Raw genomic sequence first — 15,983 nt, forward strand, 5'->3', positions numbered from 1 at the left:
AAGTCGGTGAAACATACTCATTTACCGGTAATCAAGAACTGACATTGGCACAGCCCATCGATAAATGTGGTGTAATTGTAGAAGGTACAATCGGTAACGGAAAGACAAAGATTGACTTAGATATTGATGTTGCTGCACTGGGCCAGAAAGTAGAGGTAGAATTTAATGGTACGAAACTAAAGGGAGATGAGAACTCTGAGGCGAAAATTCTGACATTTACTATTGATAACCCAATCATCCTCGAACAACCGGTAATCGATGAAACAACTCATACAATTACTTTTAAAGTAAGTGATGAAGCCACAAAAGAGGATTTGAGTGCACTGAAACCTCAATTTACCATATCTGAGAAAGCTACGGTATCTCCGGTAAGCGGTGTTGCACAAAATTTCTCGGATGGTAAGACTGTTACTTATACTGTAATCGCTGAAAACGGAACGACTGTTGAATATTCGGTTTCCATCTCGATGAAAGGACAGATTTTCGGCTTTGAGGACTGGGTTGCCGGAGTAGAAGGTCAAGAACCTGATATGACCTTCTATGAACCGGTAGGTTGGGCAAGCAGTAATACAGGTGCTCATTTTCTGAAAGCTTTTAGTTTGGCAGATAGTTATGTGGTGATGGAAACTAACGATGCCCATTCTGGAGAAAAGGCAGCTTTGATTAAGTCTATTGATACAAAAGGACAAGATTTATACCTTGCCAAAGCTCCTAAGGTTACTACCGGCACTTTATTCCTGGGTAAGTTTATAACAGATATAGCAAACACCCTTAATAGTACTAAATTTGGTATCCCTTATTCCAATAAGCCTATCTCCGTAAAAGGATGGTATAAGTACACACCAGGCGAAAAATTTTATGTGTGCGAAGCTCCTTATAGTGATAATTGTCATAATTCCACTTTGGATGAAAGCAAGCAAGACCAGTTTTCTATCAATGCGGTTCTTTATACTACAGATGAGTATGATACCGAGGAATGGAGCGATTGCCTGACAGGTGTTCCTAACGATAATGACAACAACATTCTTGAATCAAGCCGTGTGGCAGCCATTGCAACCATTTCCGGCGGTGCACAAGCAGAATGGAAAGAGTTTGAAATCAGGTTCGAATACAAAAAAGAGTTTGACCCGAATCAGAAATATCGTTTGTCAATAGCTTTCACTTCAAGCAAGGATGGTGACAAGTTTTGGGGAGCTCCGGGAAGTGAACTGATTGTGGATGATATTGAATTAGTCGTAGAATAAAAGCTTGCACAAGCTTACATAAAAAGACGGTGTATCAATAATTTATATTTTGTTACACCGTCTTACAATAAAAAAAGAATTTCAAAAAATAGAATTATTAATATCCGTCGTAAACCGCTCCAAAGTTTCCATACCGATAAGTGAATTTCCATGCCGGTTCAATTCGGGACTCCACACCGTAATGGCTAAATTACCCGGAATATAGGCAGCCACTCCTCCCCCGACTCCACTTTTCCCAGGTAGTCCTGCCCGAAAAGCAAAATCTCCCGATTCGTCGTAGAAACCACAAGTCAACATTAAGGCCCCCAGACGTTTGGATTGACTGACCGTCAGAATTTTTTCCTGATTAAAAGGATTCACTCCATGGTTTGCTAAAAATAAAAAAGCTCTGGTCAGCTCCTTGCAATTCATAGCAATGGCGCATTGATGGCAGTATACATCCACCACATCTTCCACATCATTTTCCATATTACCGAAGCTTTTCATCAGATAGCCCAAAGCCATGTTCCGGTCCGCATGTTCACGTTCCGAGCGGGCAATGTGTTTATCATAGTAGATATCGTCATTGCCACATATACTTCTGACAAATTGGAGAATAGCATCTTTAGGCTGTTCATAAAGACTCATCAGACGATCGGTGACCACCAGAGCCCCGGCATTGATAAAAGGATTACGCGGAATACCATGTTCATATTCCAACTGTACAAGCGAATTAAAAGGGTTCCCCGAAGGCTCACGTCCGACGAACTTCCAGATACGATCACCCAAATGACGGGTTACCATGGCTAATGCGAATACTTTAGAGATACTCTGAATAGAAAAACGAATATCCGCATCTCCTACCTGAAAAGAGTGTCCGTCCAATGTCTCGATAGCTATTCCATATCGTTTCGGCTCTACTCCCGCTAAAGCCGGTATATAATCCGCCACCTTTCCTTTTCCCCAATAGGCTTTCAATTCCTGGTGTATTTTTTCAATGACAATCCCGTAATCCATAAGTATTTTTTTAGGCGCACAAAGATACACCAAAAAACGTTTAAAACGTTTTCATAAGTAAAAAAATGATTCTTCATATAAAAAATTGTCCTGAAAGTTCGAGGTAGAACCTTTCAGGACAATTCTTTGCTTATCGAGCCTATTCGGATAGGACTAAACCAAGGCAGTACCTTCTTTTTGAGGAGCTTCTTCTTTCAGAAATTCACCGGCCTCATTGAAATAAACGGTCAATGTGGAATCTCCTTTTTCTATAATCAGTTTATAACTGTTATCAGAACCTTTTGCTGCCTCTTTGGTCGTATAACCTTCATATTTTGCCGTTACTGCAGCAGCCACTTTTTCAGGTACTTCAGCTACCTCTATTTTCGTATAAGTCACTTTTTCCTGAGCCAATAGCATCGGAGCTTCTTCTTTCACCACGGTATCCTTTTTCACCACAGTATCCTGTACATTTACGGGAGCGATCATCAGACTTTCAGCAGATGCCGGAATAGCAAATACACATACAACCAATGCTACAAATGCGCTTTTTACTAAATTTTTCATGACATTCAAATTTAATTGTTAATAATTATGTTGTCGAACTCTTATTTCTAACCGCGTTCGTAAAACAATATGAAAAACTTATGCCGAAAATTTCGCAGCAAAAGGGAGCGTAAAACAAATCATTATTAATCAATTACTTAAAAATCATAAAACAGAATAGTTATACTCTATTTACATTTATTATATGGAAAATCCCCCTATTCGTTCTACAGATTTGGGTAAAATCTCCACACCCAAAAACAATTGTCACCGGGATACCGACAAAAAAGCGGTCACCTTTCCGGATAACCACTTTTTCCTGTAGATTTAATAAAATCTAATCTATTGTTTTGGACAGTTATATACATATTTACACTTATAAACATACAGTCAGGGTAACATATATAAACACTTCTATTTATATTCTAAAACATCCAAAATAGGTGACAAAAAACAGAAGAAAATTTACCAAACAGGGTGAAGACAGGCAATACAAACGTTACATCTCCTATTCATAGCCTATTCACTCCTTATTCCCGACGTTGTTGTATAGGAGGTGAATCGGAGATGAATAAGGGTTAATCCCTATCCTGAGAGGTTCCAGACCTGCAAATCACCTGCAATAGGTGGCATGAATAGTGGCCGCCCCGACAAGCCGAATAGTCAGAAAAGACAGCAAAAAACAAGAAATAGAATTTTTGAAATCTTCAAAATAGCGTTTTCCGGCCTCCCTCATGGTTTTAAGTGCCGCTTTATTCACCGCCCCGAAAAGACAGGCTTCCAAAGAAGCCGATGATAACTACGGAATAAAATGCCCATCGCTTCTTCGTCGCCTTTCGCCAATAAACGGATAATATTTTTTTCCTGTTCTTCTGCCATCGGTCCGTTTATTCTACCTCCAACCGTCTGTCTTTCGGATATTTCACCTTATAACGCAGGATAAGATCGCGCTGTTCGCCGGGTTGCAAGGTCAACGGCCAGGTAACGATACCGGTATCGCCGTCCACTTTGCCACCGCTCACCTCTTCGGCAGTCACGGTAATGCTGCTGTTGGCGGAGACGGGCAACTGATCGTAAAGAGTCAGATCAACCGCCTGCGGACGATTATTCCGAACGGATATTTTCCAACCTATCGTCTGTGTCTGCATAGCTCCCATCAGTTTCCGCGAGGTATATTCATGCTCTTTCGTGCGCTGTACGGCAATCTGCCGGTCGCGTCCGAGAGAAAACGAAAGCGTATCCCCGGCCGTATTCACATCGAGCACCGATTTACCGATGAACGTGCCTTCGAAATAAATGTTGGCTTCTCCCTCCAACAGGTTAAGCTTGCTCCAATCGGTAACCTGTGCCATCAAAAAGGCATCTTTATCGATTTTCGGAGTACACCGGTAGACATAAGAGACCGGCAGTTCATAGCGGCCTATCTCTGCCACAATAGGCTTATTGTCCGATAAAACCGTATAGGGCATCTTAATCCCGAACTCATAACCTGTCGGTTGCCGGGTTTGTTCTACTTCAATCGGTATGCTCCCCGCCTCCTCTTCGGCAACTACCTCTTCCACAGGCGCGGTAGCCCTAAGAGCCAGAGTGTTTTTCCGGACTTTCCGGGGAGAGCCATGACCGGCAACCACCACTTCCTCCAAACTTTGCGTATCAGGATCCAAGACAACATGCAACGTATTGCTACGCACATCAACCGTCCGCGAAGTATAGCCGATATACGCAAATTCCAACCGGTGTTGTCCCTCGGGCATCGTCAACGAATAACGGCCGTCGACATCCGTAGCGCAACCGATAGTAGTACCCGGAATTTTAACCGTAGCTCCGATCAAGGGTTCATGGGTAATGGCATCCGAAACAATACCCGATACGTTATTTCCATTCATTTCATCGCGATAGACCGGTGCCGCCCATCCATAATTCAGCCGATAAGGCAACAGCCGGGGAGCCACATTCCCCGTTGAGGGACTGGAGGAAGAGAGCGACAAAGCGACATTTTTCCATGCTTCGCCCGTATGTTGAAAGATATTCGCTTTATAAGTAATGGAAAGTGGTTCGGTCAGGCTCTCCGAACGAATGTCGTAGGAAGGAAACCAACCGGCATTTTTAACATAATAGCTCAAGGTAAAGGTTACGGTACAGGCAGCCGGAGCATGAATACCCACCAGGATTTCCCCGGTACGTTTCAAGTCCTTCCCTTTCACCTGGGCCAATTCCCGGGACACCTGCCGATGCCGCCCGGACAGTTCTTCCAGCTGCCCGCCAATAGTCAATTCTTCGGCAGTGAGCGCTTTCATCCGTTCGGTGAAATAAGCGGTCGCTTCCCGGACAGTCGCCATAGTCAACGCATTGCTTTTACCACCTATCGTACAATTGTTTTTCAATACCTCCTGCCCCGCCTTCACGACAGCAAGAGCCGCTTTCCGTTCTTCCTGTTGTTTTTCTATTTTTTTCAAAGTCTGCTGCAACTGCTCCTGCTTACGCCCTACCGCCACACTGTCCAGGAAATTATATTGCAGATTCACATTCGTGATCGTCAGTTTTCCCTTCGCACTCACCTGCATACTCCGGGCATCGAGATAAGGTGAAAGACCGGTAAACAGTAAAGCCGAATTGCCAGCCGGGATGTCCACCCGTTTAGTACGGGTTACCTGTGCTCCGTCGATAAACAGCATGACTTTCTCTGCCACCGTTTCCACTTTGCGCTGCGCCGTCGACACCGTGGTCACTATACACAGACAAAGAACCAGCCCTACATAATTCCTGAACTTTTCCATAATCCCAATTAAAATAAGGTATCTATAATTCCTCTGACCTTTGTTTCAGTATACAAATATAGTGAAAGGTGAGAGCAAAAACAACAAACTGGTTTGATTGATTTTACCGAACCGAAAACAACAGGAGCCATGATAATACAAAACGGCCGCCGGAACCCCGGCAGCCGTTTCTTTATCATCGGATAATATTTTTACTTCCTGGCCAGTTGAAGCAAAATTTCCATGACCTGGATAGCGCTCTTCGATACTTTCGTACCGGGTCCGAATACGGCAATTGCACCGGCATCGAACAGGAATTGATAATCCTGGTGAGGAATTACACCACCCACATATACGAGGATATCTTCCCGGCCTAATTTTTTCAATTCGGCGATAACGGCTGGTACCAGCGTTTTGTGTCCGGCAGCCAGAGAAGAAACACCAACGACATGCACATCGTTTTCAACAGCTTGTTTAGCCGTTTCTTCCGGTGTCTGGAACAAAGGTCCCATATCGACATCGAAGCCCATATCGGCATAACCGGTGGCAACCACTTTGGCTCCCCGGTCGTGACCGTCCTGGCCCATTTTAGCGATCATGATACGTGGACGACGTCCGGTCAGTTCGGCAAACTCATCGGTCATTGCCTTTGCTTTCTCGAAGTCGGCATCTTCGCCGGCAACACTTGAATATACTCCACTCACGGTTCTGATAACAGCTTTATAACGTCCGACAACTTTTTCACATGCATAGGAGATTTCTCCCAGAGAAGCGCGTTTCTTAGCAGCATCTACAGCCAATTCCAGCAAATTACCTTCGCCGGTTTCGACACATTTGGTGATAGCATCCAGAGCAGCGTCTACTTCAGCCTGATTACGTTCGGCTTTCAGTTTTTTCAGACGGGCGATCTGAGCTTCACGTACGCTGGTATTATCGATCTCGAGGATATCGATCGGATCTTCTTTTTCCAGACGATATTTATTTACACCCACGATAGTCTGTTCGCCACTATCGATACGAGCCTGTGTACGGGCAGCAGCTTCTTCGATACGGAGTTTCGGAATACCCGATTCGATAGCAGCAGCCATACCACCCAGTTTTTCAATTTCCTGGATATGTGCCCAGGCTTTGTGTACCAATTCGTTGGTCAGGTTTTCTACATAGTAAGAACCGGCCCATGGGTCGACAGCCTTACAAATGGTAGATTCTTCCTGGATATAAATCTGAGTATTACGGGCAATACGGGCAGAAAAGTCGGTCGGCAATGCAATAGCCTCATCCAAAGCATTGGTATGCAATGACTGTGTATGTCCCAGAGCAGCCCCCATAGCCTCGATACAGGTACGTCCTACGTTATTGAACGGATCCTGTTCGGTCAGTGACCAACCGGAAGTCTGGGAGTGTGTACGCAAAGCTAGGGATTTCGGATTTTTCGGATTGAATTGTTTAACAATCTTAGCCCACAACAGACGACCGGCACGCATTTTAGCAATTTCCATAAAATGGTTGGTACCGATAGCCCAGAAGAAGGACAGACGCGGAGCGAAAGCATCGATATCCATTCCGGCGTTTACTCCGGCACGCAGATATTCCAAACCGTCGGCCAGGGTATATGCCAACTCGATATCGGCGGTAGCACCTGCTTCCTGCATGTGATAACCGGAAATAGAGATAGAGTTGAACTTCGGCATATTCTTGGACGTATATTCGAAGATATCGGCGATGATCTTCATCGAGAATTTCGGCGGGTAAATATAGGTATTACGCACCATAAATTCTTTCAGGATATCGTTCTGAATGGTTCCGGACAGCTGCTCCAGGGTAGCTCCTTGTTCCAATCCGGCAACAATATAGAAAGCCAGCACCGGAAGCACGGCCCCGTTCATGGTCATAGATACGGACATCTTATCCAAAGGAATCTGGTCGAACAGAATCTTCATATCCAGGATAGAATCGACAGCCACACCGGCTTTCCCGACATCACCGATCACACGCGGGTGGTCGGAGTCGTATCCACGGTGAGTAGCCAGGTCGAACGCTACAGACAAACCTTTCTGTCCGGCAGCCAGATTGCGGCGATAGAAAGCATTCGATTCTTCAGCGGTAGAGAATCCGGCATACTGACGGATCGTCCAGGGACGCAAAGGATACATGGCAGAATACGGTCCACGCAAATAAGGAGGAATACCGGCAACATAATCCAGATGTTCCATACCTTTCAAATCATCGGCAGTATATACCGGTTTCACCGGAATCAACTCAGGGGTCGTCCAGTTTTTAGCGATGTGGTTGGCTTTTTCCCATTCAGCGGCGCTCATGGAAGCCTTTTCAGACGCTTTAATATTTATATCTTTAAAATTCGGTTTCATGTTTCAATAGTTAAAAAGTTACAGAGTTACCCGTTACTTTATTTAATACCTAATTTTACCTGGTAGCCTTTCAGTTCTTCCAGTACATTGTTCTTCACGTGGATATAGTTCATCAATCCTTTGGCTTCCAGTTCCGGACGGCTTTCAGGATTACCGGCAACCACAACAATAGCCTTGTCTTTCAGTTTTTCGAAAGCTTCGGGTGCAAATCCGGCATATTCATCGTCGGAGCTACACAGCACAACGATAGCGGCTTTATTGTCCAGACACGCCTGAACCCCTTCATCGACCGTCTTGAAGCCATTGTTGTCTTTTACTTCAAATCCGGCACAAGCGAAGAAGTTACATGCAAACTGAGCCCGTGCTTTACGCATAGCCAGATTACCCATCGGAAACATATAGACAACCGGACGACCGTTTTTAGCCGAGAAAGCATCGGTTTGCAGGCGCATCGCCTCGAATGCAGCCGGTCCGCGGTAAGGTTTCAGGGTTTCGATTTCAGCGCCTTCGGCAGTTTCGTCTTCGGGTTCGAAGATGCAGGCACACAGCTGACGATCGATCTTTTCGTTGAAGTTAGGGAACTGGTTAACACCCACAAAGTTTTCTTTACGCTGAGCGATAGCCAGGTCACGAGCCTGGGCGGTAGCTTTCACAGCAGCCTGAACAAACCCTTTCTTCAATGCTTCGATATATCCTCCCTGTTCCTGAGTTTCCAGGAATAATTTCCAGGCAGCTTCAGCAATATTCTGGGTCAGTTCCTCGATATAATATGAACCGCCGGCAACATCGACGATCTTGGCAAAGTGCGACTCTTCTTTCAGCAACAACTGCTGGTTGCGGGCAACACGTTCCGCCACGTCGGAGGGATGACATTCGAAGGTATCGTCGAACGGATGAACGGTGAACGAATCGACACCGCCCAATACGGCCGACATCGTTTCGGTCTGAGTACGCAGCATATTTACGTTCGGATCGTATACGGTTTTATTCCACTCAGAAGTTTCTGCATGGATATTCATCTTACATTTGCAATCGCAAGACGGATTGTAGGCTTTCACGATGTGAGCCCACAAGTAACGGGCAGCCCGCAATTTAGCGATCTCCATGAAATACTTGGAACCGGTAGCGAAGTGGAAACGGATTTTCGGAGCCACTTCATCGATCTTCATTCCTGCATCCGTCAGTTTGTCCAGATATTCAACACCGGCAGCCAGTGAGAATCCCAACTCCTGAACGATAGAAGATCCTGAGTTATTGAAAACATATCCACCTACTTCAATGGTCTTGAAGTTTTTGTAGGCAGCCATTTTTTCAAGATTTACTTTTACGTTTTCGAAAGGTTTGTCGCAACAGTTCTTTCCTTTCCGGGTGAGAGCGGTCAACGGATCGACATTGATTCCCCCCTGTATTTTTTCAGGTGCAATACCTCTTTCTTCCACAACAGCCTTAAATGCATCCAGGATACTTCCTTTTTTACATCCGGCGACAAAGTTGATTTCCACACATTCCAGGCAGATGTCTTTCAGGAGGACTTCCATATCTGCTTTGGTAAATTCCTGGCATCCATTCAGTACAAAACCCAGTGAGTTGACACCGCGATTCAATACATCCAATGCTTTTTTATTTGCTTCAGCCAGATCTTCCACAACGATATCCTGACGTACATACCAATCGTTGTTATCTTTTTTGTTACCTCTCACAAACGGGAATTCGCCGGGTAGACAATCCAGATTTTTCAGATCCTGCATATTCTCCAACCGGTACATCGGCTGAACATTAAAACCCTCATTGGTTCTCCATACAAGCTTTTTATTGAAATCGGCCCCTTTCAGGTCGACAGTGACTTTGTCGATCCACTCTTGCATTGTGTTCGGCGCAAACTCACTGAAAAGCTTACAATTTTCTTTTTCTGCCATAATTTATATATTTAACTGTAACTGTTTGTTTGAAAAAACGAACAAATTTAACCCTTTCAAAGGATTAAAAAAATTATTTAGTGCCTTTTTTCCGTATTTAGAACGTTTGTACCCCCGTCACTTTTATCCTTCCTCATTCAGGCGCCGATAAATACGTACGGTTCCGGCTTCTTCCGGATTACCGTTATCCCATATCTTTATCCGCAATTCATTTTGATCTACCGATTGCCATTCCCCGATCCCCAATTCATTTTGCCGGGTATCCAACTCTTCGCAAATCAGCTTATCGCCTTCTTTTTTCATCCGGAAACGTGTAACTCCATACCACAACTCATTTCCAAGCGTATCTTTCACGGAATAAAAACACAGGTTATAAATTCCGGCAGTCACCTCCATCTCATAATACAGCTGATTCGCTTCGTATCTCCACCGACCGACGAAAGGAGCCGCCAACCCGGGGAAATCACTGCAGATAGAAAACCATTATCCAACTGGCTTTGGATAATGGTTTTATTGAAAATCCAGAAAGTAAACTAAAACCGTCCGGTCTAACCGGATGCTCTATGCTGTAGAAGAACGACGGTAGCTTTCGGGGGAACTACCCGAAACACGACTGAAATATTTGGAAAAAAGTGATTGTTCATTAAACCCTAATTCGTAGGCTATTTCCTTAATGGCCATTGGTGAATTACGCAACAGAATCTGTGCTTCGAGCACAATGTATTCCTCTATCCACCGTGCGGCACTGCGTCCGCTCACCAGTCGGATTACAGTAGTAAGATGGCGGGGTGTCAGTGAAAGTTCGCCGGCATAAAATGATACGCGCCGTTGCTTACGGTAATGGGTGTGTAGCAAATCGAGGAAATCATAAAAGATCTTCTCACTGTGCGACGCGGGAGTGGCAGTGTCTTCCAGCCGCCGACAGATATTACGTACTTGACAGAACATACCCAGGATGAGCGGATAAAGAGTATCTGCGGAATCTCTCAAACCAGGAGCATCGGCGCAAAGACATAGGAGCTCGTAGAAGCGAGTCAACCGCCCGTGCTCATCATCATTGACGGCAATGAAAGCATCACGTATCGCAATCTTTCCCAAGGTACGTTCTGCTAAAACAAGCTGCCTCCAAAAAGATTTGGAAAGCAACAGCCCCACACATCGGAAGCCGGGGCTACGACTTACAATACGACAGGCACAGGGGGCGATGAAACACAACAGGTGTTCACGGTTGAAGCGATAGGACTGTAAGTTGATATCCAATTGCATTTCTCCATCCAGACACAAAAAAAGACAGGGGATGTCTATCTTTACCGGATTATCGTGTGTGCCGAAAAGGTCATTTTCGCGCCAAATCACGAAAGGAGTCACCTCTTTACCCAACTGCAAGCGTTGAAGCAATTTATCGAATGTAAATATAGACTGAATCATACAAATAGACATGTAAATAGGGTTAATAAACTATTCAACCCTTAATAATCGTACGAATATACAAATAAAATGCAGAAAAGCACATTTACAAGCGTGAAAAATCTCCGTTACTTTGTATCGAAATCAAATCAGATGACAATGAACAAAAAGTTATTGACTATGGCGCTCTCACTGACGGTTATTCCGTCAGTTCTTTTGGCGCAGAAATCGGCTACGGAACACACTATCCGTGCCAACGAAGCTGTAAAGACGGAACTGAATTTCAACGACCGTCAGGATTATGAAGATGCCAACCGGGGCTTTATCGCAAGCATCGATGGAAACGCTGTACTGGATAAAGAAGGCAAAGTATCTTATTCTGTGGAAGAATGGGATTTTCTGAAGAGCAATACTCCTCAGACAGCCAACCCGAGTCTGTGGAGACAGTCGCAACTCAACCGCATAAACGGACTATTTGAAGTGATACCCGGCAAACTTTATCAGGTGAGAGGATTCGACATAGCCAACATGACTTTCATCCGTTCTGATAATGGCTGGATTATCATTGACGTGACGACTACAGATGCCGCTGCCAAGGCGGGCTATGACCTCATAAAAAAGCATGTGGCAGACCTACCTGTACAAGGCGTAATTTTCACCCACCCTCATGGCGACCATTACGGAGGTATCACTGCGATGAAGGAGGCTTCATCTAAAAAGGATTTCGACATCATCGCTCCCAAAGGCTTCATGGCCTCGGCACAAAACGAAAACGTGCTGGCCGGAGTGGCTATGACCCGCCGTGCCACTTATATGTATGGTTTGCAATTGCAACCGGGTGAAAAAGGTACATTGGGTTGTGGTCTGGGACAGCGTATGTCAACGGGTAGCAAAGGTATCGCCCGCCCTACCATTGAAATAGCAAACACCGGAGAGAAACACACCATTGACGGCGTGGAGATGGAGTTTGTCTATGTACTTGACACGGAAGCTCCCGTAGAAATCATGATTTGGCTTCCGCAACTGAAAGCCTTCTGTACGGCAGAAGATATGACGCACAACATGCATAATCTGCAAACGCTGCGTGGTGCGAAAGTGCGTAACGGACTGTTGTGGAGTAAGGCGGTGGATACGGCTATCGAACGTTACGGTGACCGGGTGGAAGTGTCATTCTCCACCCATCACTGGCCCACCTGGGGCAATGAACGCATCGTGGACTACTGGGAAGCTCAACGTGATATGTATCGCTATCTGCACGACCAGACCCTGCATTTGGCTAACCGTGGTCTGACACCTGATGAAATTGCCGAAGAGATGAAACTCCCCGCTTCGCTGGCATCGCAGTTCAACTGCCGTGGCTACTACGGTACGCTGAGCCACAACGTCAAGGCACAGTATGACCTTTACTTCGGCTGGTTCGATGGTAATCCGGCGCACCTTAACCCGTTGCCCCCTTCGGAATTGGGCGCCAAGTATGTAGAAGCTATAGGTGGTGCAGATAAGGTACTCGAAGTGGCCAAGGCCTCGTATGCCAAAGGTGAATACCGTTGGGTGGCTACGCTACTGGATAATCTCGTTTTTGCCGAACCCGAAAACAAAGAAGCACGCCAGTTGTTGTCCGACACATATTCCCAATTGGGTTATCAGGCGGAAAGCGGTCCGTGGCGTAACTTCTACTTGACTGGAGCTCAAGATTTACTCAAGAAGGCTGTGCCTTACACCTCAAAACTCATCAATGACGGTGTATTGTCCCAGATGGATATGGGCACTTTGCTCGACTACTGTGCCATCCAGTTGAACGGGGAGAAAGCTGGCGGAAAGGAAGCTGTTATCAACATTAACTTCACAGATACGAAGGAGAAGGTGATGCTGATGCTCAAAAATGGGGTGTTGAATCACCGCCTTGGCAGTCAGGATAAAAAAGCTGACCTGACCATGGAGATTGCGAAAATGGATTTCGTCAAACTGTTCTTCGGCAGAACGGATTTACAAACTTTGCGTAAGACGAACAAGGTGAAAACTACCGGAGACACCAAAGCTATAGATATGATCCGTAGTGCCTACGAACCGGCAGATCCTAACTTCAAAATTGTGTTGCCGTAAATAGGAACAATACATTGATTTTTAACATGGCGGGTACATAGATGTGTATCCGCCTTTTCGTATCATCTCAGGTGACTAAGTTTACATCAGCAGATATAACAAATTTGTTCTCCTGACTCCCCCAAAAATGGTCAAAAGCCACTAATAGAAGGATCTGGTACAAAACTATGTATCCCTTTCGATTTCAAACACTTTGCATTATTTTCTCCAAAGCCATCCGTATGTGAGCGAGTTTTTATATATTTGTCCGCTAATTGATGATTATGACTGAAGATAAAGTTCCTGCCATCGATTGACTTTATTATCTGGTCGGTGAGAATGGGGAATACGATTTTATTTATACTAAGCTAAACGAACAAATTCGTTTGTTTTTCGTTTTGTTATCGAATTGTGTTTTATTATGGTCGAGATAAAAAAAGGACATCCGTTGAAAGCTGTACTCTTCGATATGGACGGCGTATTATTCGATTCGATGAAGAATCATACGTTAGCTTGGTATAGAGCTTTATCTTCCCGGGAGATCCCTTGTGAAAGAGATGAATTTTATCAATATGAGGGAGCTACAGCCGAATGGACAATTAATTTGATTTTTGAACGGACCTATCACCGGCAAGCGACTAAGCAGGAGATTGAAGAACTATATACCTTAAAAAGTAAATATTTTAATGAGCTGCCCGAGGCCGGGCCTATGCCAGGTGCCAAAGAAGTTTTGAAGATTGTCCGGGAGCACGGTTTATTGCCCGTTGTCGTTACCGGTTCCGGTCAACAATCGTTGTTGAAACGGTTGACCGAAGAATATGCCGGTTTTGTCAATGCTTCGACTTTGGTGACCGCTTTCGATGTCGAGCATGGTAAACCCCATCCGGAACCTTACCTGAAAGGCCTGCAAAAAGCACATGCTATGCCCGACGAAGCTTTCATTATAGAAAATGCCCCTTTGGGGGTAAAAGCCGGTGTAGCGGCTGGAGTTTTCACTATCGCCGTAAATACAGGGCCTATTCCTGAAAAACAATTGCAAGAGGCCGGAGCCGACTTGATCTATCCGGATATGTCGGCTTTACAAAAGTATTTGCCGCAACTACTGGCCGAACCTCATAACCGGGCCTGAATTTTCCGGGTTGTTAATCTATCGTATATCCAGAGAAATAGGTTTGAACAAAGCCCTATTGCCAATATAACCACCCATATCCCGGAAGGATTGTATTTCTCCTACAATAAATGAGTTAATTCTTGACCCGATAACTGGAGTTGCCGGGCTACTTCTTCAAAATAAGCATTGTTCGAGAGCTGATCCGATAGTTGTAAGCCCTTCTCTGCTACTAGTTTCCGCACCATAACTACTTTATCCAACATTTGCTGATAGACGCCTCCGGAAATAATACCGGCGAACACATTCCCTAGAAACACCGGTATAAAAGAATATCCCATATACAAAGCTTTTTTATCAGAAGAGGCTATCCGTCCGATGTATTCGGTGATTTTGGGAGAACCAGCCATTTCACCCAACGAAAAGATCAGGATGGCTACCAGGGTAAATAATACATTTTGTGAGCATAGGGTAAGAGCCATACCGATGGAGCAGACGGTGCAACCCGATATCATCGATTTCAGCGACTTCAAACGCATGACGAGGCTGGATACGGCAATCTGGAGAAGAATAATATACATCGCGTCCAGATTGGTAACAAATTCTGCATCCATGACTCCGGGAACCGGACTGTAATTGTTGCTGATAATCTGCCGAACCGCATCCTATATTATGAAAATATAGCGAAAATAACCATGCTACTTCGCCTATATCCCCTCTTTATCTCCCTATTACATTCCAAATTATAATTCCTATAAAAACAAGAGTGCGACTCAAAAGTCTGAATCGCCCTTATTATTCGTACTCTTAGTGGAGACTTTTTCCAAATATTCAATTCGTAAGAAAGAGAATTTCTTTTTGAGTCGCACTCTTGTTTAGGTTATAATAATATCAATTTGACGAAATCGGATATCCCCCTTGTGCCTTTGCATTATCCTCCGGCATACCAGGTGAATTAAAGTGTACTTTCACAACTTTACCTTCTCCTTTCAATATTCGCACTGATCCTCCTGTCGGTTTTCCACCAATCGTATTATATAAATAAATCCGATACTTTCCATCCTTATGAGTCCCAACAGCTAAATAATTGAAATTATTCTGGCTATCGATAGCATCATTTGTCCAATAGCGATTACTTACATAAGTGATTTCACCATCCAATTCATTCAAATTCAATCTCTGTTCTTCTCCGCTCTCTACCGAATACATCCATACTTCATTATCCACAACACCGTATACTACATTAGCTTGCGTTTCATTATTAGCATAAAGTACAGCATCAGCCAATCTACCTTCCAAAGTTTGTTTATCTTTTACGATTCGTTTTGACAAATCCAAATGGTACAAATACTTTTTTTGGTGTCCATCTGCAAATATGGCATAAGCAGATGCACTGCCAAAACTATTATAACCTAAATAAAGAAGTTTATAATCTTCCGGTAAATTGTTCGCAGGAAACTCCCCATCATCTTTAAAAGTTGATATTGCATAATTAGCTGTAAAACCTAGGAAACGACGATTCAATTCATCATATAAAAAACTACCAAACGTTTTATCAGAATAAATCACGTGCTCGCTTG

13 protein-coding genes are annotated in these 15,983 nt (G+C 44.4%); 3 read left to right on the top strand and 10 right to left on the bottom strand.

Features of this window, described 5'->3' with window-relative positions; genetic code table 11:
- The coding region (locus WS42_RS12390; RefSeq protein WP_046451176.1) for a PCMD domain-containing protein at nt 1-1,244 on the top strand (1,244 nt) is incomplete at its 5' end.
- Nucleotides 1,245-1,325: 81 nt separating this feature from the next.
- Here the strand turns inward: WS42_RS12390 and WS42_RS12395 are convergent.
- From WS42_RS12395 to WS42_RS12425, 8 genes are all read right to left on the bottom strand, one after another.
- A complete protein-coding gene (locus tag WS42_RS12395; RefSeq protein ID WP_046451177.1) occupies nt 1,326-2,240 on the bottom strand; it encodes a glutaminase in 915 nt (304 codons plus the stop codon).
- Between the two features lie 153 nt (nt 2,241-2,393).
- Nucleotides 2,394-2,786 carry a hypothetical protein gene (locus tag WS42_RS12400; RefSeq protein WP_022161466.1) on the bottom strand — a complete coding sequence of 131 codons (393 nt, stop codon included), beginning with the start codon at nt 2,784-2,786 and terminating at the stop codon, nt 2,394-2,396.
- A 735-nt stretch (nt 2,787-3,521) separates the two neighbouring features.
- Complete coding sequence (locus WS42_RS15610) at nt 3,522-3,644, bottom strand: hypothetical protein (RefSeq protein WP_256316196.1); 123 nt, start codon at nt 3,642-3,644, stop codon at nt 3,522-3,524.
- An 8-nt stretch (nt 3,645-3,652) separates the two neighbouring features.
- Complete coding sequence (locus tag WS42_RS12405) at nt 3,653-5,542, bottom strand: DUF4139 domain-containing protein (RefSeq protein WP_022161467.1); 1,890 nt, start codon at nt 5,540-5,542, stop codon at nt 3,653-3,655.
- Nucleotides 5,543-5,733: 191 nt separating this feature from the next.
- On the bottom strand, nt 5,734-7,890 hold the full coding sequence (gene scpA / locus WS42_RS12410; RefSeq protein WP_046451178.1) for a methylmalonyl-CoA mutase: 2,157 nt from the start codon (nt 7,888-7,890) through the stop codon (nt 5,734-5,736).
- Between the two features lie 38 nt (nt 7,891-7,928).
- Nucleotides 7,929-9,806 carry a methylmalonyl-CoA mutase family protein gene (locus WS42_RS12415; RefSeq protein WP_046451179.1) on the bottom strand — a complete coding sequence of 626 codons (1,878 nt, stop codon included), beginning with the start codon at nt 9,804-9,806 and terminating at the stop codon, nt 7,929-7,931.
- Between the two features lie 123 nt (nt 9,807-9,929).
- Nucleotides 9,930-10,259, bottom strand: coding sequence for a hypothetical protein (locus tag WS42_RS12420; protein WP_046451180.1), 330 nt, complete (start codon nt 10,257-10,259; stop codon nt 9,930-9,932).
- Between the two features lie 108 nt (nt 10,260-10,367).
- Nucleotides 10,368-11,234 (bottom strand): AraC family transcriptional regulator, encoded by an 867-nt coding sequence (locus tag WS42_RS12425; RefSeq protein WP_087394423.1) that lies wholly within the window; start codon nt 11,232-11,234, stop codon nt 10,368-10,370.
- Nucleotides 11,235-11,393: 159 nt separating this feature from the next.
- Between WS42_RS12425 and WS42_RS12430 the strand changes: the two genes are divergently transcribed.
- Nucleotides 11,394-13,316, top strand: a complete 1,923-nt coding sequence (locus WS42_RS12430; protein ID WP_046451184.1) for an alkyl/aryl-sulfatase — start codon at nt 11,394-11,396, stop codon at nt 13,314-13,316.
- A gap of 400 nt (nt 13,317-13,716) precedes the next feature.
- Entirely contained in the window at nt 13,717-14,424 is a 708-nt protein-coding gene (locus tag WS42_RS12435; protein WP_046451182.1) for an inorganic diphosphatase, read from the top strand.
- A gap of 101 nt (nt 14,425-14,525) precedes the next feature.
- On the opposite strand, the gene WS42_RS12440 is transcribed toward WS42_RS12435, so the two are convergent.
- Nucleotides 14,526-15,017 (bottom strand): MFS transporter, encoded by a 492-nt coding sequence (locus WS42_RS12440; protein WP_195446279.1) that lies wholly within the window; start codon nt 15,015-15,017, stop codon nt 14,526-14,528.
- A gap of 277 nt (nt 15,018-15,294) precedes the next feature.
- A partial coding sequence (locus WS42_RS12445) for a hypothetical protein (RefSeq protein ID WP_286728575.1) occupies nt 15,295-15,983 on the bottom strand: 689 nt, incomplete at its 5' end.

The organism is Odoribacter sp. N54.MGS-14, from assembly GCF_000980295.1.
Classification (GTDB): domain Bacteria; phylum Bacteroidota; class Bacteroidia; order Bacteroidales; family Marinifilaceae; genus Odoribacter; species Odoribacter splanchnicus.

Bases quoted from the DNA above. Each gene is read 5' to 3' on its own strand.
- WS42_RS12395 (WP_046451177.1), bottom strand. From the start codon at position 2,240: ATGGATTACGGGATTGTCATTGAAAAAATACACCAGGAATTGAAAGCC.
- WS42_RS15610 (WP_256316196.1), bottom strand. From the start codon at position 3,644: ATGGCAGAAGAACAGGAAAAAAATATTATCCGTTTATTGGCGAAAGGC.
- WS42_RS12430 (WP_046451184.1), top strand. From the start codon at position 11,394: ATGGCGCTCTCACTGACGGTTATTCCGTCAGTTCTTTTGGCGCAGAAA.
- WS42_RS12400 (WP_022161466.1), bottom strand. From the start codon at position 2,786: ATGAAAAATTTAGTAAAAAGCGCATTTGTAGCATTGGTTGTATGTGTA.
- WS42_RS12415 (WP_046451179.1), bottom strand. From the start codon at position 9,806: ATGGCAGAAAAAGAAAATTGTAAGCTTTTCAGTGAGTTTGCGCCGAAC.
- scpA (WP_046451178.1), bottom strand. From the start codon at position 7,890: ATGAAACCGAATTTTAAAGATATAAATATTAAAGCGTCTGAAAAGGCT.
- WS42_RS12440 (WP_195446279.1), bottom strand. From the start codon at position 15,017: ATGGATGCAGAATTTGTTACCAATCTGGACGCGATGTATATTATTCTT.
- WS42_RS12405 (WP_022161467.1), bottom strand. From the start codon at position 5,542: ATGGAAAAGTTCAGGAATTATGTAGGGCTGGTTCTTTGTCTGTGTATA.
- WS42_RS12435 (WP_046451182.1), top strand. From the start codon at position 13,717: ATGGTCGAGATAAAAAAAGGACATCCGTTGAAAGCTGTACTCTTCGAT.
- WS42_RS12425 (WP_087394423.1), bottom strand. From the start codon at position 11,234: ATGATTCAGTCTATATTTACATTCGATAAATTGCTTCAACGCTTGCAG.